This is a genomic window from Bifidobacterium sp. MSK.17.10 (assembly GCF_019129655.1).
GTDB lineage: Bacteria > Actinomycetota > Actinomycetes > Actinomycetales > Bifidobacteriaceae > Bifidobacterium > Bifidobacterium adolescentis.
The window spans coordinates 1-19,579 of record NZ_JAHOJD010000001.1 but is presented as its reverse complement, the minus strand read 5'-3'; the positions used below and the strand labels follow the sequence as shown (position 1 = coordinate 19,579).

Sequence of the window (19,579 nt, the reverse complement as noted above, 5' to 3'; positions counted from 1 at the left end):
CGACTCCAGCGAGAGGAACCGCATGACCGCAGCTGATTGGACCACCATCGGCCAACCGCAGGATATCCGCCTTGTGGTCGCCGACATGGACGGCACGTTACTTGACGAACGAAGCCGAATCCCCGACGGATTCTGGCCCATGCTCGCCCGGCTCAAACGCCGTGGCGTCGAATTCGTGCCCGCGTCCGGACGCCAATACGCCACGCTGCGCAACATGTTCGCCGGCAAAGCCGCGGAGATTCTCGACGGGGGAGAACTGTCCTATATCGCGGAAAACGGCAATGTGGTGGCGCTCGACGGCAAAGTCGTGGAAGTGCATGGCGTCGATTTGGACGTCACGCGTCACGTCATCGACCTGGTCGACGACGCCGCTGCCTCCGGCGAGCATAACGTGGGACTGGTGGTGTGTGGCCTCAAATCGGCATACGTGCAGCGTTCCGACAAGCCGTTCCTCGATGAAGTCGGCAAATACTACGCGGCGCTGAGCATCGTGGACGATCTGCACGAAGTGCTCGACTTCGCGCAGGAACCGTCCGCCTACACCCCTGACGGCGACGCCGAAATCGTTCTGAAACTCGCGATCCTCGACCTTGACGGCTCCGAACGATTCACCAACGAAAAGCTCACACATCTGCGCGCGGACTACCAGGTGGTCGTCTCCGGCAAACTGTGGGTGGACATCATGAACATCGAAACCGACAAAAAGCAGGGCGTCGAGGCGTTGCAGCGCGTGCTCGGCGTCACACCCGCGCAGACGGCGGTGTTCGGCGACTACCTCAACGATCTGCTCATGCTTGAGGCGGGCGACTGGTCGTTCGCCATGGGCAACGCACACCCCGATTTGAAGGCCGCCGCGCGCTACATCGCACCGTCGAACGTCGAGCGCGGTGTGCTCAAGGTTGTGGACAGGCTGGTTGCCTGACGATTTCGTTGCATGGGGCGCGGTGACGTAAAGAAGGTGGCGTAATGAGGCAATCCGAGGCGCTTGCGATTCTGGGTTCCGGCGCAAGCGTGTTCCTGACGGGCGCGCCCGGTGCCGGCAAAACCTACGTGCTCAACGAATTCATACGGCAGGCGCGTGCCGACGGCGCATCCGTGGCCGTCACCGCATCCACGGGCATCGCTGCCACGCATATCAACGGCACCACCATCCATTCCTGGAGCGGCATCGGCTTGGCCACGGCATTGACCGACAATCTGGTCAAAACCGTTCGCACACGCCGCAAACGCAAGCTGCGGGAAGCCGACATCCTCATCATCGACGAGGTCTCCATGCTGCACGCGTGGCTGTTCGACATGGTTGACCGGATCTGCCGCATCATCCGCCGCGACGAACGTCCGTTCGGCGGGCTGCAGGTGGTGTTGTCCGGCGATTTTTTCCAGCTGCCGCCGGTTTCGGTATCGGGACGCAACAACGACCTGATCGCGCCGTCCGCCGAATATCTGGCCAGTCGCGAGCGGTACATGCGCGCCGGACTCAATCCCGAAGGTTTCGTCACCGAATCGTTGGTGTGGCGCGAATTGAACCCTGTTGTCTGCTATCTGACCGAACAGCATCGTCAGGATGACGGCCAGCTGTTGAACGTGCTGACCGACATTCGCGAAGGCGCGGTGGACGATGGCGACCGCAATGTGCTGCTGACCCGGTTGGGGGCCATTCCGGAACCCGGGCAGCAGGCGGTGAACCTGTTCCCCGTCAACAGGCAGGCCGACGCGCTTAATGACCTGCGCCTGTTCGAAATCAAGGAGGAGCCGCACGAATACCTCGCCGAATCCGAGGGCGCGGCGAATCTGGTGGAACGGCTCAAAAAGAACATGCTGGCCCCCGAACGGTTGTGTCTCAAGACGGGCGCGGCCGTGATGGCGGTGCGCAACGACACCGACCACCAGTACGTCAACGGGTCGCTCGGCACCGTGCGTGGATTCACCACGCAATCGCAGGGCGGCTGGCCGATCGTCGAATTCGAAAACGGCAACATCGTCACCATGAAGCCGAATTCCTGGCAGATGCAGGACGGCGATACCGTGCTCGCCACGGTCAAACAGGTGCCGTTGCGCTGCGCGTGGGCCATCACCATCCACAAATCGCAAGGCATGACACTCGATCGTGCCGTCATGGATTTGCGACGCACATTCGCGCCGGGCATGGGATACGTGGCGCTGTCGCGAGTGGAAGGGCTCGACGGCCTGTATCTGCAAGGCGTCAACGAGCGCATGTTCCTGGTCTCACCGGACGCGGTCCGTCTTGATGGACAATTGCGATTGGAGTCGGCGCAGGCCGCCGATACGCTTGCCTCCGACGGTGTCGGAGCATTCCGCGCCCGCATGCCGCAACCGGCCGGTGAGGATGACGAATTCGCGCAGGACGTGCTGTTCTGACCCGCTGCTAAATATCAGCCCATCGCCTGCAGGGAACGCGCAAGATCCGGGTCGAGCTCAACTTCGTCCTCGACGCTTTCCGGATCGGGGTCCCAACAGCTGGCGATCACGCAGGCCAGTCCGACGGGCAACCAAAGCGGGTTGCGCTGCAGGAACTCAAGACCTGGAATCGCCCGCGTGACGATGATCCATATCACCATGCCGGCCAGCGCAATCGCATTGAACGGCTTCTTCCATGGCAGGGAAATCAACGTGACGCACAATACGGCCAGGCACAGGCCGATCCATTGGTTGCCTTCGGCCAGCACTTCCGGCGCTGCCGCCGCGAAGACGAAATAGCAGATGATGCCGATCCAGCCGAGTTTGTTCCAAATCGAAATGTGCGCGGTGACGTGACGCATGCTGCGTCCTTTCCTTATGAAGCGATATGGTGCTGATTCCAGTATCATAGAAACGGCTTTAGACTTATTTATAACTCTATAAATAACGTTTTTCGCGTATTGGTGTGCGATTCGAGGACGTGTGGCGCATCCAAGTCGGCTTACCTGAGTAATTTGGAACGTATGACCAAAGCACTTCGTATGTCTACCATGTTCCTGCGCACCCTGCGCGAGGACCCCGCCGATGCCGACGTCGTGTCGGACAAGCTGCTGCAGCGCGCCTGCTACCTGCGCAAGGCCGCTCCGGGCATCTGGACCTGGCTGCCGCTGGGCCTCAATGTCCTGAACAAGATCGAGAACATCATCCGCGAGGAGATGGCGTCCATCGACGCCCAGGAAGTCCACTTCTCCGGACTACTGCCGCGCGAGCCGTATGAGGCCACCCACCGCTGGGAGGAATACGGCGACAACATCTTCCGTCTGAAGGACCGCCACGAGGCCGACTACCTGCTGGCCCCGACCCATGAGGAAATGTTCACCCTGCTGGTCAAGGACCTGTACTCCTCCTACAAGGACCTGCCGGTGACCCTCTACCAGATCCAGACCAAGTACCGCGACGAGTTCCGTCCGCGCGCCGGCCTGATCCGCGGCCGCGAGTTCATCATGAAGGACGCCTACTCCTTCACCCTCGACAAGGAAGGCCTCGTCAAGGCATACATGGACGAGCGCGGCGCATACGAGCGCATCTTCAACCGTCTCGACCTGAAGTACGTGCCGGTGCACGCCATGGCCGGCCCGATGGGCGGCTTCGAATCCGAGGAGTTCCTGGCTCCGATGGAGATCGGCGAGGACACCTTCGCCCAGTCGCCGTCCGGCAAGGCCTGGAACGTCGAGGCGCTGACCACTCCGGAACCGGAAGCCATCGACTTTACCGCAACGCCGGCAGCCGAAAAGCGCCCGACCCCGGACGCGGCCACCATCGACAAGATGGTCGAATTCGCCAACGCCAACCATCCTCGTTCCGACGGCCGCGATTGGCAGGCTTCCGACATTCTGAAGAACGTCGTCATCGCCGTCATGCATCCGCAGGACGAAGACCACGACGAGCCGTGGCGCGAGCTCGTGGTCGTAGGCGTTCCGGGCGACCGTACCGTCGACATGAAGCGTCTTGAGGCGCAGTTCACCCCGGCCGAGATCGAGGAAGCCACCGACGAGGATCTGAAGAAGCATCCGGAACTCGTCAAGGGCTACATCGGACCGATGGCGCTTGGCCCGCAGGCACACGACGGAAAGAAGGCCGAGAACGCGTCCGAGACCGGTGACGCGCTGCGCTACCTGATCGACGCGCACGTGGCACGCGGTTCCGCATGGTTCACCGGCGCCGACGAGCAGGACGTGGATTACTACGATTTGGTGTACGGCCGCGATTTCGAGGCCGACGGCACCGTCGAAGCCGTGCAGGTACGTCATGGCGACATGAGCCCGGACGGTTCCGGCCCGCTGAGCTTCGAGCGCGGCGTGGAAATCGGCCAGGTGTTCCAGCTGGGCCTCAAGTATTCCAACGCGCTCGGCCTGAAGGTGCTCGACCAGAACGGCAAGACCGTTCCGGTGTGGATGGGCTCCTACGGCATCGGCGTCTCCCGTGTGATGGCCTGCATCGCCGAAACCCATCACGACGAGAAGGGTCTGGCGTGGCCGGCAGTCATCGCGCCGGCACAGGTGCACGTCGTGGCCACCGGCAAGGATGCGGCCGCGTTCGAAGCCGCAGAACAGCTGATCGGTGAGCTTGAGGCCAAGGGCATCGAAGTCATCTTCGACGACCGCAAGAAGGTGTCTCCGGGCGTCAAGTTCAAGGACGCCGAACTCATCGGCGTGCCGATCATCGCCGTCGCCGGCCGCGACACCGTCAACAACGGCACCATCGAAGTGCGCGACCGCAACGGTGAGAACGCCGAAGCGGTGCCGGTCGCGGACGCCGCGCAGGCGATCGCGGACCGCGTCGCTGCACTGCTCAAGTGACATACGGCAATCCGTAGCGCGTCGGTTTGATCCGACGAACGACATACGGCAACGGAAGACCATCAAGCAGGTGGTCTTCCGTTTTTTGTTTTTCATGGGGAATACCGTGCGCATCTCACGCACATGAGGATTGTGGATGTCGGTGGATAAGTCGAAATTATCCACCGACAATCCACGACTCGCCCGACGATCTCAAGTTATCCACATTCTCCGGTTGGGCTTGCAGACGGATGGAACGTTCGGCGATAGTGGTCTTACCGCGGAAACGTGAAGATGCGGGAAGGGCATGCAGTTTACCCTCTCTCACCATAAATCCACCTCACTGCCTGTCGCTTCCGTGCCGTCAACGGCGCTTTCCGCGGTCCATCATTCGTCAAACAGAAAGGGCCAAACATGGCGCAGCAGCAGGGTCTCCTCACCATCACGGGATATGTGGGCGGCCAGCCCACGCAATTCAATCGGGAAGGCATGCCGCATGCCAGCTCATTCCGGCTGGCCAGCACCAGACATTATTTCGATGGCCGAACGCAACAGTGGAAGGACCTGCCCACCACATGGATCACGGTGAAGGCATATCGAGGCCTTTCCGAAAGCATCTGCCAATCGTTCAAAAAAGGCGAACCGGTCATCGTGACCGGCGTGCTGGCGGCGGAAAGCTGGGTGGACCAGAACGGCAAGCAACAGTCGAAACTCGTCATGGAAGCGAATGCGGCGGGGCATGATTTGAGCTACGGTGTCTCCACCTTCCGCAAACTCGCCAAGAAAAACGATTCCGGCCAGCAAGACGCGCAGCCTGGACAGGCTTTAGGACGTGATCCATATGTGCAAGCCGCCCAACAGCGGGGCGAAACTTCAGTCAATGCGATGGACGGGCAGAGTTCCGGCGTTGACGAGCAAGGCGGCTCGCAGGCCGGTACGGATAGCAACGCCGCCGAACCCCTACGTGAGGAATTCGGCGGCGATGGCTTCTGACGATTGCCTGACGCTTATGCGATCGCTGGCATGGCCTGTTACCAGATGCGCACGCGTTGCTCCGGTGCGAGCCACATGCCGTCGCCGGGCTGCACGCCAAACGCCTTGTGGAACAGGTCCACATTACGGGCGATGCCGTTCGTACGGCATTCGGCGGGGGAGTGCGGGTCGATCTGCAGATACTGCTCCGCCAACTCGTCGCGATTCTTAGTGCGCCAAATCGAAGCGTAGCTCAGGAAGAAACGCTGCAGGCCGGTGAAGCCGTCGATTTCAGGAGCATCGGCAAGCGCGGCTTCGATGGCTTCCGTGGAACCATCCTTGCCGCGGCCGGCCGCTTCATCGAGAGCGAACGCATAGGCCTTGAGAGCGATGTTCACACCGCTCAAATCGCCGATGTTCTCGCCGATGGTCAACGCGCCGTTCACATGAGGGGCCTTCGACGGGTCATCCGAATACTTTTCGGCGAGCTGCGTCGGCACGAACTCGTTGTACTGGTCGATGAGCTTCTGGGTGAGCGCCTTGAAATTGGCCTTGTCCTCTTCGGTCCACCAGTCGTTGAGTTTGCCGTCGCCGTCGTATTGCGAGCCCTGGTCGTCGAAACCGTGGCCGATCTCATGGCCGATCACCGCGCCGATGCCGCCGTAGTTCGCGGCATCCTCGGCATCCGGGTTGAAGAACGGCGGCTGCAAAATGGCGGCCGGGAACACGATCACGTTCATGGACGGCTCATAGTAGGCGTTCACCGTCTGCGGATTCATCAGCCATTCGTCCTTGTCGACGGCCTTGCCCACCTTGGCCAGCTGGTAGCCGGTCTCATACAGGTTCGCGGCACGCATGTTCTGGGCGAAGCCGGCGTCCTCGCGCACATCCAGCGCGGAATAGTCACGCCAATGGTTCGTGTAGCCGATCTTCGGCACGAACTTGGACAGCTTCTCCAATGCCTTGGCCTTGGTCTCGTCGCCAAGCCAAGTGGAATTGGAGATGGACACACGGTAGGCGTCGATGAGATTGCCGACCAGCTGCTCCATACGCTGCTTGGAGGTTTCGGGGAAGTGACGCTTCACGTATTCGCGGCCGACATCCTCGCCGCAGATGCCGTTGACCAGCGAGACGCCACGCTTCCAACGCACACGCTGCTCCTTCTGCCCGGACAGCGTCTTGCCGTAGAAGTCGAAATTCGTTTCGTCGAATTCGTGGGGAAGCTCCAATGTGGAGCCGATCACCACATGCACGCGGGCCCACAGCTTGAGATCATCCAGCGACGCTTCCTTCCAGAACGCGTTGAGTCCGGTGAGGAAGCTTGGCTCATGCACGATCGTGTGGCTGAAACAGCCGCGGAAATCCAACGGCTGCACGGCAGCCGCGGTGGTCGCGTCGTAAGCGTTCTGCCAGGCGTCGATCCAAGCGTCCAGGTCAACATCGGCGAGCATGGCGCACAGGTCGGCGTAATCCGTCGGGTTATAGGTCTTCACCGAATCGCGCGTGGACACGTTGTCCCAATGGTTCGCCGCGATGCGCGTCTCCACGTCAAGGAAACGCTTGGCCTGCGCATGGGCATCCTCGTCATCGGCCGCAAGATGCGCGTTCTTCAGCTGCTTGGCGACCATCTCGACATACGCCTCACGGATTGGCGCGTAATGGTCTTCCCTGTAGTAGGCCTCGTCCGGCAGATCCAAACCGTCCTGTTCGATGTGCACGACATTGGTCTCCGGCGCTCCCGGATCTCCGTAAACGGCGATGCCGATCAGGTCTGGACCGCCGGTCGGGTTCATGGCGCCAAGCGCGCGGGTGAGCGCGGCCTTGTCTTCGGCCTCGTCGATGGAAGCCAACTGGTCTTCGATGGCGGCGAGTCCGGCCGCGTCGATGGCATCGACGTCAAGGAAACTATGGTACAAAGCGCGCGACTTGACGGCTGGGCAATCATCCTCTTCAAGGATGTCGCGGATCTGGTTTTCCGCATCCTCGGCGAGCTTGTCGAAGGAACCATACCGGGAACGGTCGTCGGGAAGACGGTACATGTCGACCCACGGGCCGTTGACGAAGCGGAACAAGTCCTGAGACGGGCCGGTCACGGCGGAGAACGATGCCGGATCGATACCCGAAACCAAAGAATTCGAAGTGTTGTTCATGGCTTCACACTATCCATCTTTGGTGACAACATCGTGTATTCGAATCGAATATTCGGGTGGAACGCAAGGTGGAATACAGAAAGGAGAACATCGTTCGCCGGTGTATGGCCCGCGAAGTAGGGTTGAAGGCATGATCGAACTGAAAACCCCTAAAGAGATTGAAGCGATGAAGCCCGCAGGCCGCTTCGTCGGCGGCATCCTGCGCGACCTGAAGGAATTCACCAAGGTCGGCACCAATCTGTTGGAAATCGACGAATTCGTCCACAAGCGCATCGTGGACCGCAAGGGCGCCTCGTCCTGCTACGTCGACTATGCGCCTGATTTCGGCACCGGTCCGTTCGCGCACTACATCTGCACGTCCGTGAACGACGCCGTGCTGCACGGCGTTCCGTACGACTACAACCTGAAGGACGGCGATCTGGTCAGCCTCGATCTGGCGATCAACGTCGACGGATGGGTCGCGGATTCCGCCATCAGCTTCTGCGTCGGCACGCAGCATCCCGACGACCTGCGCCTGATCAAGTGCACCGAAGAGGCTTTGGCGGCCGGCATCGAAGCCGCTCAGCCGGGCAATCGTCTGGGCGACGTCTCCTGCGCCGTCGGCGACGTGGCACGCGAATACGGCTACCCGATCAACCTGGAGTTCGGCGGACACGGCGTCGGCCATATCATGCACGGCGATCCGCACGTGCCGAACGACGGCAAGGCGCATCACGGCTACAAGCTGCGTCCGGGCCTGGTCATCGCCATCGAACCGTGGTTCCTCAAGACCACCGACGAGATCTACCAGGATCCGAAGGACGGCTGGACGCTGAAGAGCGAGGACGGCTCCCGTGGCGCACACAGCGAGCACACCATCGCCATCACCGAAAACGGTCCGGTGATCCTCACCGTCCGCGACTAGTCCAAAACCTTATGAAAACGGGCTTGTGCGATTACGCACAGCCCGTTTTTTCATGCCCGTTTTGAGACGGAACCCACATATCGAAACGCGCATGCCATATAGTGGGCGGTACTTTTTGAACTGGTAAGGAGCGAACGAGTATGGCCACAGCCAATCTGAGTGTGGAATCCAAGGACTTCACCCTGCCGGTGGTCGAAGCCACGGCGGGCGCGGACGGCATCGTGGTGTCCACGCTGCGCAATGATGGCTGGGTCACACTCGACCCCGGTTTCCTCACCACCGCGCAATGCGAATCGAAAATCACGTACATCGACGGCAAGAACTCGATTCTGCGCTATCGCGGCTATCCGATCGAGCAGCTGTGCGAGCAGTCCGACTTCCTTGAAGTCGCTTGGCTGCTGCGTCACGGCGAACTGCCGAACAAGGACCAGTACGACCGTTTCATCTCCGACATCAACCACCGCACGATGGTGGGGGAGGACTTCCGTACGTTCATGGGCTCCTTCCCGCGCACCGCGCATCCGATGAGTGTGATGGCGTCCGCGGTCAACGCGCTCGCCACGTTCTACCCGGACACCACGGACATCAACGATTCCGACCAGCTGGACGAAGCGGCGACCATCATCATGGCCAAGGCGCGCACCATCGTCAGCTACATCTTCCGCCGCCGTCGCGATGAGCCGATGCTGTACCCGGATTACTCGCGTGGCTATGTCGACGATTTCCTGCGCATGTGCTTCGCCGTGCCGTATGAGCCGTTCGAATCCGATCCTCTGTATGTGCACGCGCTTGGCCGTCTGCTCATCATCCATGCCGACCACGAGCAGAACTGCTCCACGTCCGTGGTGCGCATCGCCGGTTCGGCGCACGCCAACCTGTATTCCGCGGTCGCGGCCGGCATCAACGCGCTGTCCGGCCCGCTGCACGGCGGCGCCAACGAGGCGGTGCTCCGCCAGCTCAAGGCCATCCGCGACTCCGGCAAAACCGTCAAGGAATTCGTGGAGGACGCGAAGGCCAACGGGCGTCGCATCTCCGGCCTCGGCCACCGCGTGTACAAGTCGTACGATCCGCGCGCGGCGATCGCCAAGACCTATCTGCAGAAGATCATGGAACGCACCGACACGCTGAAGCTGCCGGCGGACGAGCGCGCGCTGTTCGACGTGGCCACCGAACTGGAGCAGATCGCATTGAGCGACGATTACTTCGTGTCTCGTCATCTGTATCCGAACGTCGACTTCTACACGGGACTGATCTACCGTGCGATCGGCTTCGATCCGTCCATGTTCACCACGCTGTTCGCGTTGGGCCGCATCCCCGGCTGGATCGCGCAGTACCGTGAGATGCTCGCCGACCCGAACACGAAGATCGGCCGTCCGCGCCAGGTGTACACCGGCTACACGGAACGCGATTACGTGCCGATGGACCAGCGCCACTGAACGATATTGACACGCGGCTCCGGTTTCGGACGTGCGCATGCGCCTGCCATGGCTTGCCGCTACAGTGTTTCAAGGAACGAAAGAACCTAACGAATCGCTGGAACCGGTCTACGGCTCCGGCATGGTCAAAGGAGCGTACACATGACTGAACAGCGCACCGCATGGGGTTGGGGTCTGGCAAGCATCGATGCGGCCGGCAACACCCTTGACGTGTGGTATCCGGAACTCACGTTGGGCGAGGCTCCGGCTGAAACCTCGCGTCCGAATCACAACTTCGGCGCCATCGCGCATGACGAGGCCGACGCGCGTGGCGTGCGCCGCATGCCCGTGTTCACCGTGTCCAAGCTGGACGAGCCGATCGAGGACGCCGCCGACGCCTATCTGCGTCTGCACCTGCTGAGCATGCGTCTGGCCAAGCCGAACACGTTGAATCTCGACGGCATCTTCGCCAAGCTCAACAACGTGGTGTGGACCAACTACGGTCCGTTCGCCGTCGATGATTTCGCTTTGCGCAAGCTTGACGTGATGGCCGCCACCCGACAGTCCGGAGCCGTGTTGGCGCCGCACGTCGATGTGAACGTGCTGTCGATTGACAAGTTCCCCCGTATGGTCGACTACGTCGTGCCGACCGGCGTGCGCATCGGCGACGCCGACCGCGTGCGACTGGGCGCGCACCTGTCCGAAGGCACCACCGTCATGCACGCCGGCTTCGTGAACTTCAATGCGGGCACCCTCGGCGTCTCCATGGTCGAAGGCCGCGTCTCGCAAGGCGTCGTGGTCGGCAACGGCTCCGACATCGGCGGCGGCGCGTCCATCATGGGCACCCTGTCCGGCGGCGGCAAGCTCAAGAACTCCATCGGCAAGCACTCCCTGCTCGGCGCGAACGCCGGCATCGGCATCTCCCTGGGAGACAACTGCGTGGTCGAAGCGGGCCTGTACGTCACCGCCGGCACCAAGGTCACCATCTACGACAAGGCCAAGGTCGCCGCCGGCGAACCGCTCGAAACCGTCAAGGGCGCCGAACTGTCCGGCAAGGACAACATCCTGTTCATCCGCAACTCCGTGTCCGGCCGCATCGAGGCGCGCTACCGCAAGACCGGCATCGAGCTCAACGAGAAACTCCACAAGAACTGAAAACGGAATGGCGGAGAGCGTCATCCGCGCTCTCCGCAAGAGGAAACTCGTGAAAATCACACTGATCACCGTCGGCAAGGTCAAAGAGAAGTATCTGCGCGACGCCATCGCGGAATATTCGAAACGACTGGGCCGGTATTGCAAGCTCGGCATCGTCGAAGTGGCCGACGAGAAGACACCGGAGCATGCCAGCGACGGACTCGAACGGCAGATCAAGGCCAAAGAGGGCGAACGCATCGCCAAACATATTCGTGACGATGCGTTCGTCATCGCCCTCGCCATCGAAGGCAAGCAGCTCACCAGCGAACAGCTCGCCGCGAAAATCAACGACCTCGGACTCCACGGCACCAGCCATATCCAGCTCATCATCGGCGGCTCATTGGGACTCGACCCCGCGATCCTCAAACGAGCCGACTACCTGCTGAGCTTTTCCAAAATGACGTTCCCGCACCAGCTGATGCGGGTGATTCTGCTGGAGCAGATCTATCGCGCATACAAAATCAACGCCGGAGAACCTTACCACAAGTGATTTTCGAGGCGTTTCGCAAGAAACGCTAAGTAGGGGCGAGCCGGTATAGTGGCGCGTATGAGTGACTACAGGGACGAACGCGAGCAGCGAGAACGCCGTCGCCGCACCATGGTGCGCACGGTGTGCATCGTCATCGCCGCGGCGATGCTGCTGAGTCTGGTCATTCCTGCGATCTACGCGGGGCTTTGACGCCTTCGGGCCCGTATGATCCGAAACGGGCCCCGGTTTCCCGTATGCGTGCGGACAGGTTCGCGGTCCGTCCATGTGGGAAATGGATGTGGGCACGTGGAAAAACCTTATGGATTGTGCGGGAGCCGTGGACGGCTCCATGTCAGAATAGTCAGGAACGTAACAGAAATGTATGGTGTAAACGATGGCAGAATTTGATTACTCCGAGGCGATCAGCGAAGCGCGCGCCAAATACGAGTCCATTTCCAAGGCCCTCGACGTCGATCGACTGACCGCCGAGGCCAAGGACCTTGAAGTGAAAGCGGCCGAACCCGGATTGTGGGACGATCCGGAAAACGCACAGAAAGTGACCAGCAAGCTGTCCGCGGTGCAGTCGCAGCTCAAGCGTCTGGCATCCGCCGACCAGCGCATCGAGGACGTGGAGACCCTGGTCGAGCTTGGCCAGGAGGAAGAGGACGCCGACACGTTGGCCGAGGCGAAGGCCGAAGTCGAAAGCATCCAAAAGGATCTCGACGATATGGAGATCCAGACGCTGCTTGACGGCGAATACGACGAACGTTCCGCCGTGGTGACGATCCGTTCCGGCGCCGGCGGCGTGGATGCGGCCGATTTCGCGCAGATGCTGCTGCGCATGTACCTGCGTTGGGCGGAACGCAACGGATACAAGGCCAAGGTCATGGACACCTCCTACGCGGAAGAAGCCGGCATCAAGTCGGCCACGTTCCAGGTGGACGCCCCGTACGCATACGGGCGACTGAGCGTGGAGGGTGGCACCCACCGTCTGGTGCGTATCTCCCCGTTCGACAACCAGGGCCGCCGTCAGACCAGCTTCGCCGCCGTGGAAGTGGTGCCGCTGGTCGAAGCGACCGATCACATCGACGTGCCGGATTCCGAAATCCGCGTCGACACCTACTGCTCGTCCGGTCCTGGCGGACAGGGCGTGAACACCACGTATTCCGCGGTGCGCATCACCCACATCCCGACCGGCATCGTGGTGACCATGCAGGACGAACGCTCTCAGATTCAGAACCGCGCCGCCGCCATGGCCGTGCTGCAGTCCCGACTGCTGGTGCTGCGCCACGAGGAGGAAGCCAAGAAGAAGAAGGAGCTCGCCGGAGACATCAAGGCCAGCTGGGGCGACCAGATGCGCTCGTATGTGCTGCATCCGTACCAGATGGTCAAGGACCTGCGCACGGGGTATGAGACCTCGCAGACCCAGGCTGTCTTCGACGGCGACATCGACGAGTTCATCGAAGCCGGCATCCGCTGGCGTCACGAACAGCGTCGCGCGGCAGCCGAGGAACAAGAAGCCTAAGCGATAGGCGGAGGGAAAACACGATGGCGCTGATCTCGCTTGAACATGTGAGCAAAGTCTATCCAAAGGGCACGCGTCCCGCATTGGATGACATCAATCTTGACATCGATCGAGGTGATTTCGTCTTTCTTGTGGGCGCGTCCGGTTCCGGCAAGACCACCTTGCTGAGCCTGCTGCTTCGCGAGGAGGAAGCCACGGATGGCGAGATCCGCGTCGCCGGCAACGATCTGCGACGCCTGTCCGCACGGCAGGTGCCGCATTATCGCCGGCAGATCGGCTTTATCTTCCAGGATTACAAGCTGCTCAACAACAAGACGGTATGGGAGAACGTCGCCTTCGCACTTGAAGTGATCGGCACAAGCCGTTCCACCATCAAATCGCTGGTGCCCAAAGTACTGCAGACGGTGGGGCTCACAGGCAAGGAAAACAACTACCCCCATGAGCTGTCCGGCGGCGAAGCGCAACGCGTCGCCATCGCAAGGGCGTATGTGAACCATCCTCAGATCCTGCTCGCCGACGAGCCTACGGGCAACCTCGACCCGACCACGTCGCTGGGCATCATGGAAGTGTTGGACGCCATCAACCGTACCGGCACCACCATCGTCATGGCCACACACAACGAGGAAATCGTCAACTCCATGCGCAAACGCGTGGTCGAATTGCACACCGGCAAGATCGTGCGCGACGAGCAGCAGGGATCCTACGATTCCGCGCTGTATTTCCCGGACGCCGAAGTCGAGTCGAAATCGCACCAGGCATTGGGCACTTCCGACCCGAACGCGAAATACCGTCGACAGAACGCCATCGATTCAACGAACGCTCCTGACGACACCGTCGACGTGGAAGGCGCGACGCGCGCCGAAACCGTGGTGAACGCCGTGGATGTGGTCGCCGCTGCCGTCCATGACGGACAGGGGAACGACGGCATCGCCCGTCTTGCCAAATCCGTGCATTCCGGACGCACCGGCCGTTACGGCGAGGCCTTCGCGTCAGTGGAGACCACCTTGACCTGGGGCAAGGGACTGAGCCTCGAACAGATGGCCGACCAGGAACAGGCCGAGCAAACCGAACGGAACGAACAGGCCAAGACCTCCGCTGAAAATGATGCCTCCGAGACTGGTGCCGACGAAGCATCGGCGCTGTCCGCTCCGCCTGCACCGCCCGTTCCACCGACCCAAACCGAGCCTCCGACACCGCCCGAACCGCCCGTCCCGCCGGCACCGTCCGATGAAAACCCTGAGGACACCAAGGAGCACGACTGATGCGTTTTCGTTTCATCCTTTCCGAAACATGGAACAGCCTCAAGCGCAATGTTTCAATGATCATCTCCGTCATGCTGGTCACATTCATCTCCTTCCTGTTCATCGGCGTGTCCGGCCTGATGCAGGCACAGATCACCGCCGCGAAGGGCGAATGGTACGACAAGGTCGAAGTGGTCGTATGGCTGTGCCCGGACGGTGCCAGCCAGGCGGCGTCCTGCTCGTCGGGCAAGGCGCCTTCCAACCAGGAGATCGTCGATCTGGAGAACGTGATCAACGAGGAAGCCGGCAACATCGTCTCCAAAATCACATATGTGAGCCGTGAGGACTTCTACAAGAACACCTTCCTCAAGCAGTATCCGAACGGCGAATACCAAGGACGCGTGCTCACCGCCGCCGACATGCAGGGGTCGCTGCGTCTGAAACTGAAGGACCCGACCAAATACCAAGTGGTATCCGAAGTGTTGAGCGGCCGCACCGGTGTCGAGGAAGTGCAGGATCAACGCAAGATCTTCGACCCGGTCTTCTCGGTGCTGAACCGTGCGACGGCGGTCACCGTGGCGCTCGCCGGCGTGATGATCCTGGTGGCCATCATGCTGACCGGCACGACGATTCGCATGAGTGCCGCCTCGCGTAAGAACGAGACCGAGATCATGCGACTGGTGGGAGCCTCGAACTGGACCATCCGCCTGCCGTTCGTGTTGGAAGGCGTGTTCGCGTCGCTGATTGGTTCGCTGCTCGCCTGCGGAACGTTGAGCGCCATGGTGAAGCTGTTCATCACGGATTGGCTGTCGAAGAGCGTGCAGTGGATGCCTCTGATCAACCAGAAGACGGTATGGCTGCTTGCACCGGCCCTTGTGGTGGGAGCCGTCGTGCTGTCGATCGTCGCGTCCAGCATCTCGCTGAGGAAGTACCTGAAGGCATAAACCGGCGGAGTACTGAACGAGATGTTCAGCATATTTGAAGTTTGCTGGATACAATGTCGAAATAGGTGGATTTCGGGAAGGGAATACATGTCTAGGAAAATGACGAGACAGGTGCGGCCCATCGTTGGACTGATGCTTGCTTCGGCTATGTTCTGCGCCGGCGGCGTCGCGGTCGTCGCCGCGCCGGCTCCGCAGGCGCATGCCGTGAGCATGTCGGAATACCAGGCGAAGGTGTCGAACCACGCCAAGCTGAAGTCGCAGCTTGTCGGCGTGAGCAGCGATCTCGCCGACACGATTCTGCAGTTGGCCGATTTGAACGACAACCAGATTCCTGCGGCGGTCGAGGCCGCGGAATCTGCCCAGCAGGCGGCAGAACAGGCGCAGAGCCTGGCGGAAGCGACCACGCAGCGGTTGCAAGCGGCCCAGCAGGACAAGGCGAACCTTGAGGAGCAGATCAAACAGACCGGCTCCGACTATGATGACGCCAAGGCCGCCGTCGCGCAGCTCGCCCGCGAAAGCTTCCACGGCTCCAGTACGTCGGATGTGCTGGATTTTGTCACCGATTCGACGACCGCCGACGATTTCGTCAACAAGATGCAGTCGCAGGCCGCGGTCACGCGAAGCGAATCCAACGCGGCAACCGACGCGGCGAACGAGCTGAACACGTCGATGAACCGCAAGGACCGTCTGGGCGCCATCGAACAGAAGATCACCCAGCTCAAGGAGCAGGCCGACCAGCAGGCGGCAAGCGCCCAGCAGGCGGCAAGCGAGGCCAGCGCCAAGCAGACCGCCCTGCAGAAGCTGCGTGACGAGGGCACGGTGAAACGTGAGAAGCTCGAATCGCAGAAGAGCCAGCTGACAACGCAGAGCGCCAAGGAAGCGGCGGACATCGTCTCCATGAAATCGCAGATCGATTCATGGAACAACCAGTACAACAATTCCAACAACGCCGCTGTCAACCCCAATAACAACCAGCAGCAGTCGCGTCCGAACAACAACACGAACTACAATCCCGCTCCCGCGCCTGCACCTGCGCCGGCTCCGACGCCCAATAATAACAATTCCGGCGGCGCCGGCGGCATGAACTATGCGGTGCCCGGCAATTGCCCGGCCGGTTCCGGATACTGCTACGGACACAACACCGGCAACACGGTCGGCGGTGCCGCGTATCCGTCCCGCCAGTGCACGCTGTGGGCATACCTGAGGCGTTCCCAGCTGAGCCTTCCGGTCGGCTCCTACATGGGCAACGGCGCCGATTGGGCCAATACCGCTCGTGGACTCGGATACCTAGTGAACAACACCCCGCATGTCGGCGCGGCGATGGTGTTCGCGCGCGGCCAAAGCGTAGGCGGACATTGGACCGCCGACTGGCAGTACGGCCACGTGGCCGTCGTGGAACGCGTGAACGCCGACGGTTCGGTCCTGATCTCCGAAGGCGGCACCGGCTTCGCGACGTTCCCGGCTTGGGAGACGATCTCCAACGCCGGAGCCTACCAGTACGTCCACTACTGACGGTTCCGTTCCAGACATGAAACCACGGCAAGCGCGCCGTCCGCATCGTCGGGCGACGCGCTTTCGTGATATGGTCGACGGAGTCGCGTTGCATACACTGATCGAAAGAACCGGGAAGGAGGTCCGACATGGCCAAGGAACAGGGAACCAAACCGATCGCGCAGAACAAGAAGGCGCGTCACGACTACGCCATCGAAGACAAGTATGAGGCCGGTCTCGTGTTGACCGGCACCGAAGTGAAGTCGCTTCGTGAAGGACGGGCGTCGCTGGCCGAATCGTTCATCACCATCGACCGTCGTGGGGAGATGTGGCTTGAGGGAGCCAACATTCCCGAATATCTCAACGGCACGTGGAACAACCACGCACCCAAACGCAAGCGCAAGCTGCTGCTGCATGCGGCGCAGATCGACAAGCTGGCCCGCCAAACCCAGGCCAAGGGATTCACCATCATTCCGCTGAGCCTGTATTTCAAAGACGGCCGCGTCAAGGTCGAGATCGCGCTCGCCCGAGGCAAGAAGGAATTCGACAAGCGCCAGTCGCTTCGCGAGGAGCAGGACAAGCGCGAGGCGCTGCGAGCCATGCGATACGCCAACAAGCAGGTGCGATAAATCGGAAAAATTCCGGTTTCACATAGTGAAAGAACGCCGATTCAGGAAAATTTTTGTAACACACCCTCTTTACGCTAGGATACGGTTCGGCTGAACAGGCCGATATGAATCCATAGGAGAGGGAACATGCAAGCAGGAAAAGCCCTGAAAACCGCCGCCGCGTTCATGTTGAGCGTGGCCATGCTCGCCACCGGCGCGGCATGCGGCACCAGCGACGACAGCGACGCCTCGGCGTCGAAATCCAGTTCGAAGTCCAGCGAACTGACCGGTTACGATGTTTCCGGCGTGAAGAAGGACGACGCGATCGCCAAAATGCTGCCGGATTATGTGACCAAGGACGGCAAGCTCACCATCGGCATGGATACGTCGTACGCGCCGGCCGAATTCCTGGCCGCGGACGGCAAGACGCCGGTCGGCTTCGACGTGGACATCGCCAAGGCGCTGGCCGGAGTGTTCGGTCTTGAGGCCGATCCGGAAACCGCGAACTTCGATTCGATTATTCCGGCCGTCGGCGCCAAGTATGACATCGGCATCTCGTCGTTCACCGTCACCAAGGAACGCCTCGAGGCGGTCGACTTCGTCAGCCACTTCAACGCCGGCTCCGCATGGGCCGTGAAGAAGGGCAACCCGAACAAGGTCGACACGTCCGATCTGTGCGGCAAGAAGGTGGCCGTGCAGACCGCCACCATGCAGGAGACCGCCGCCAACAAGATGGCCAAGCAATGCAAGGCAGACGGCAAGGCGGAGATGGACGTCATCTCCAGCAAGCTGCAGACCGATGTGACCACCAACGTCGTCACCGGCAAGGCCGACGTGTTCTACGCCGATTCGCCGGTCGCCGGCTACGCGATCGCGCAGACCGACGGCGAACTCGAAACGCTTGGCAAGACCGAAGGCATCGCCCCGGAAGGCATCGTCGTCAAGAAGGGCGACCAGCAGATGGACGAGGCCCTGCAGAAGGCCCTGCAGAAGCTCATCGACGACGGCACCTACATGAAGATCCTCAAGTACTGGGGTGTTCAGGACGGTGCCATCAGCAAGCCGGAGATCAACACCCCCGGCACCAACGAGTGAATGTTTCGGAACTTTTGCGTCCGTTAATACGCTCGTAGCAATCCGCTCTTAGGTTATGCCATAGCCACGTTTGGCTGGTTGATTTGGCTGGATTGAAGAGAGGACTTGCCATGATGAGGAACCTGAAAGGTTGGGCGGCGCTCGCGTTGAGCGCGGCGATGGTCGTCTCGATGGGAGCCTGCGGAACCTCCGACAAAACGGATTCCCAAGCTTCCGACGATTCGAATTCGTCGTCGACCACCGGTTACGACGTGTCCGGCGTGAAGAAGGACGAGAAGATCGCCAAGATGCTGCCGTCCTCCGTCACCAAGGACGGCAAGCTGACCGTCGGCATGGATACGTCGTACGCGCCGGCCGAGTTCCTGGCCGCGGACGGCAAGACGCCGGTCGGCTTCGACGTGGACATCGTCAAGGCGTTGGCGAAAACGTTCGGCCTCGAGGCGGATCCGCAGACGTCGAATTTCGATTCGATCATTCCATCAATCGGTTCGAAGTACGATATCGGCGTCTCGTCGTTCACCATTACCCCGGAACGCATGAAGGCCGTCGACTTCGTCAGCATATTCAAGGCCGGTTCCACGTGGGTGGTCAAGAAGGGCAACCCAGGCAAGATCGACACGTCCGACCTGTGCGGATTGAAGATCGCGGTGCAGACCGGCACCACACAGGAGGAGGAAGTCAACAAGGGCGCCGAACAGTGCAAGGCGGACAACAAGCTTGACATCCAGATCCTGTCCAACAAGCTGCAGACCGATGTGACCACCAACGTCGTCACCGGCAAGGCCGACGTGTTCTACGCCGATTCGCCGGTCGC

General features: G+C 61.0%; 18 protein-coding genes. 16 read left to right on the top strand and 2 right to left on the bottom strand.

Annotated elements, in window-relative coordinates; genetic code table 11:
- Nucleotides 1-22: 22 nt before the first annotated feature.
- Both KSX58_RS00085 and KSX58_RS00080 read left to right on the top strand, forming a co-directional pair.
- Nucleotides 23-922 (top strand): Cof-type HAD-IIB family hydrolase, encoded by a 900-nt coding sequence (locus tag KSX58_RS00085; RefSeq protein WP_217752015.1) that lies wholly within the window; start codon nt 23-25, stop codon nt 920-922.
- 44 nt (nt 923-966) lie between these two features.
- Entirely contained in the window at nt 967-2,379 is a 1,413-nt protein-coding gene (locus KSX58_RS00080) for a PIF1 family DEAD/DEAH box helicase (RefSeq protein ID WP_085379366.1), read from the top strand.
- Nucleotides 2,380-2,393: 14 nt separating this feature from the next.
- Here KSX58_RS00080 and KSX58_RS00075 read toward each other — a convergent pair whose 3' ends face one another.
- Nucleotides 2,394-2,780 carry a hypothetical protein gene (locus KSX58_RS00075; RefSeq protein ID WP_217752014.1) on the bottom strand — a complete coding sequence of 129 codons (387 nt, stop codon included), beginning with the start codon at nt 2,778-2,780 and terminating at the stop codon, nt 2,394-2,396.
- A 162-nt stretch (nt 2,781-2,942) separates the two neighbouring features.
- Between KSX58_RS00075 and KSX58_RS00070 the strand changes: the two genes are divergently transcribed.
- A complete protein-coding gene (locus tag KSX58_RS00070; protein WP_217752013.1) occupies nt 2,943-4,778 on the top strand; it encodes a proline--tRNA ligase in 1,836 nt (611 codons plus the stop codon).
- A 393-nt stretch (nt 4,779-5,171) separates the two neighbouring features.
- On the top strand, nt 5,172-5,750 hold the full coding sequence (locus KSX58_RS00065) for a single-stranded DNA-binding protein (RefSeq protein ID WP_011742916.1): 579 nt from the start codon (nt 5,172-5,174) through the stop codon (nt 5,748-5,750).
- A gap of 38 nt (nt 5,751-5,788) precedes the next feature.
- Here KSX58_RS00065 and KSX58_RS00060 read toward each other — a convergent pair whose 3' ends face one another.
- Nucleotides 5,789-7,879: a M13 family metallopeptidase gene (locus tag KSX58_RS00060; RefSeq protein WP_021913637.1), complete on the bottom strand. Its 2,091-nt coding sequence runs from the start codon at nt 7,877-7,879 to the stop codon at nt 5,789-5,791.
- Nucleotides 7,880-8,009: 130 nt separating this feature from the next.
- Between KSX58_RS00060 and map the strand changes: the two genes are divergently transcribed.
- The 12 genes from map to KSX58_RS00005 all read left to right on the top strand — a co-directional run.
- A complete protein-coding gene (gene map, locus KSX58_RS00055; RefSeq protein WP_003808410.1) occupies nt 8,010-8,783 on the top strand; it encodes a type I methionyl aminopeptidase in 774 nt (257 codons plus the stop codon).
- A 140-nt stretch (nt 8,784-8,923) separates the two neighbouring features.
- Nucleotides 8,924-10,219, top strand: coding sequence for a citrate synthase (locus KSX58_RS00050; RefSeq protein WP_011742919.1), 1,296 nt, complete (start codon nt 8,924-8,926; stop codon nt 10,217-10,219).
- A 141-nt stretch (nt 10,220-10,360) separates the two neighbouring features.
- Nucleotides 10,361-11,353: a 2,3,4,5-tetrahydropyridine-2,6-dicarboxylate N-succinyltransferase gene (gene dapD / locus KSX58_RS00045; protein ID WP_080863505.1), complete on the top strand. Its 993-nt coding sequence runs from the start codon at nt 10,361-10,363 to the stop codon at nt 11,351-11,353.
- Nucleotides 11,354-11,402: 49 nt separating this feature from the next.
- The gene (gene rlmH / locus KSX58_RS00040) at nt 11,403-11,882 is read left to right on the top strand and encodes a 23S rRNA (pseudouridine(1915)-N(3))-methyltransferase RlmH (RefSeq protein ID WP_033499393.1); all 480 of its coding nucleotides are present in this window, start codon (nt 11,403-11,405) and stop codon (nt 11,880-11,882) included.
- Nucleotides 11,883-11,939: 57 nt separating this feature from the next.
- The gene (locus KSX58_RS10515) at nt 11,940-12,071 is read left to right on the top strand and encodes a hypothetical protein (RefSeq protein WP_003808418.1); all 132 of its coding nucleotides are present in this window, start codon (nt 11,940-11,942) and stop codon (nt 12,069-12,071) included.
- Nucleotides 12,072-12,255: 184 nt separating this feature from the next.
- Nucleotides 12,256-13,386: a peptide chain release factor 2 gene (prfB, locus tag KSX58_RS00035; RefSeq protein WP_003808420.1), complete on the top strand. Its 1,131-nt coding sequence runs from the start codon at nt 12,256-12,258 to the stop codon at nt 13,384-13,386.
- Between the two features lie 23 nt (nt 13,387-13,409).
- Nucleotides 13,410-14,648, top strand: coding sequence for a cell division ATP-binding protein FtsE (ftsE, locus tag KSX58_RS00030; RefSeq protein WP_042990079.1), 1,239 nt, complete (start codon nt 13,410-13,412; stop codon nt 14,646-14,648).
- A complete protein-coding gene (gene ftsX / locus KSX58_RS00025; RefSeq protein ID WP_003808425.1) occupies nt 14,648-15,571 on the top strand; it encodes a permease-like cell division protein FtsX in 924 nt (307 codons plus the stop codon). Before ftsE ends, ftsX begins: the two co-directional genes overlap by 1 nt.
- Nucleotides 15,572-15,658: 87 nt before the next feature.
- Nucleotides 15,659-17,083, top strand: coding sequence for a CHAP domain-containing protein (locus KSX58_RS00020; protein ID WP_217736196.1), 1,425 nt, complete (start codon nt 15,659-15,661; stop codon nt 17,081-17,083).
- Nucleotides 17,084-17,211: 128 nt separating this feature from the next.
- The gene (smpB, locus tag KSX58_RS00015) at nt 17,212-17,691 is read left to right on the top strand and encodes an SsrA-binding protein SmpB (protein WP_003808431.1); all 480 of its coding nucleotides are present in this window, start codon (nt 17,212-17,214) and stop codon (nt 17,689-17,691) included.
- A gap of 126 nt (nt 17,692-17,817) precedes the next feature.
- A complete protein-coding gene (locus tag KSX58_RS00010) occupies nt 17,818-18,765 on the top strand; it encodes an ABC transporter substrate-binding protein (RefSeq protein WP_003808434.1) in 948 nt (315 codons plus the stop codon).
- A gap of 110 nt (nt 18,766-18,875) precedes the next feature.
- Nucleotides 18,876-19,579: transporter substrate-binding domain-containing protein (locus KSX58_RS00005; RefSeq protein WP_217752012.1), on the top strand; the 704-nt coding region annotated here is incomplete at its 3' end.

Coding starts and splice junctions, on each gene's coding strand:
- KSX58_RS00080 (WP_085379366.1), top strand. CDS start 967: ATGAGGCAATCCGAGGCGCTTGCGATTCTGGGTTCCGGCGCAAGCGTG.
- KSX58_RS00070 (WP_217752013.1), top strand. CDS start 2,943: ATGACCAAAGCACTTCGTATGTCTACCATGTTCCTGCGCACCCTGCGC.
- KSX58_RS00010 (WP_003808434.1), top strand. CDS start 17,818: ATGCAAGCAGGAAAAGCCCTGAAAACCGCCGCCGCGTTCATGTTGAGC.
- KSX58_RS00085 (WP_217752015.1), top strand. CDS start 23: ATGACCGCAGCTGATTGGACCACCATCGGCCAACCGCAGGATATCCGC.
- KSX58_RS00050 (WP_011742919.1), top strand. CDS start 8,924: ATGGCCACAGCCAATCTGAGTGTGGAATCCAAGGACTTCACCCTGCCG.
- ftsE (WP_042990079.1), top strand. CDS start 13,410: ATGGCGCTGATCTCGCTTGAACATGTGAGCAAAGTCTATCCAAAGGGC.
- KSX58_RS00060 (WP_021913637.1), bottom strand. CDS start 7,879: ATGAACAACACTTCGAATTCTTTGGTTTCGGGTATCGATCCGGCATCG.
- ftsX (WP_003808425.1), top strand. CDS start 14,648: ATGCGTTTTCGTTTCATCCTTTCCGAAACATGGAACAGCCTCAAGCGC.
- KSX58_RS00020 (WP_217736196.1), top strand. CDS start 15,659: ATGTCTAGGAAAATGACGAGACAGGTGCGGCCCATCGTTGGACTGATG.
- dapD (WP_080863505.1), top strand. CDS start 10,361: ATGACTGAACAGCGCACCGCATGGGGTTGGGGTCTGGCAAGCATCGAT.
- KSX58_RS00075 (WP_217752014.1), bottom strand. CDS start 2,780: ATGCGTCACGTCACCGCGCACATTTCGATTTGGAACAAACTCGGCTGG.
- KSX58_RS10515 (WP_003808418.1), top strand. CDS start 11,940: ATGAGTGACTACAGGGACGAACGCGAGCAGCGAGAACGCCGTCGCCGC.
- KSX58_RS00065 (WP_011742916.1), top strand. CDS start 5,172: ATGGCGCAGCAGCAGGGTCTCCTCACCATCACGGGATATGTGGGCGGC.
- smpB (WP_003808431.1), top strand. CDS start 17,212: ATGGCCAAGGAACAGGGAACCAAACCGATCGCGCAGAACAAGAAGGCG.
- map (WP_003808410.1), top strand. CDS start 8,010: ATGATCGAACTGAAAACCCCTAAAGAGATTGAAGCGATGAAGCCCGCA.
- prfB (WP_003808420.1), top strand. CDS start 12,256: ATGGCAGAATTTGATTACTCCGAGGCGATCAGCGAAGCGCGCGCCAAA.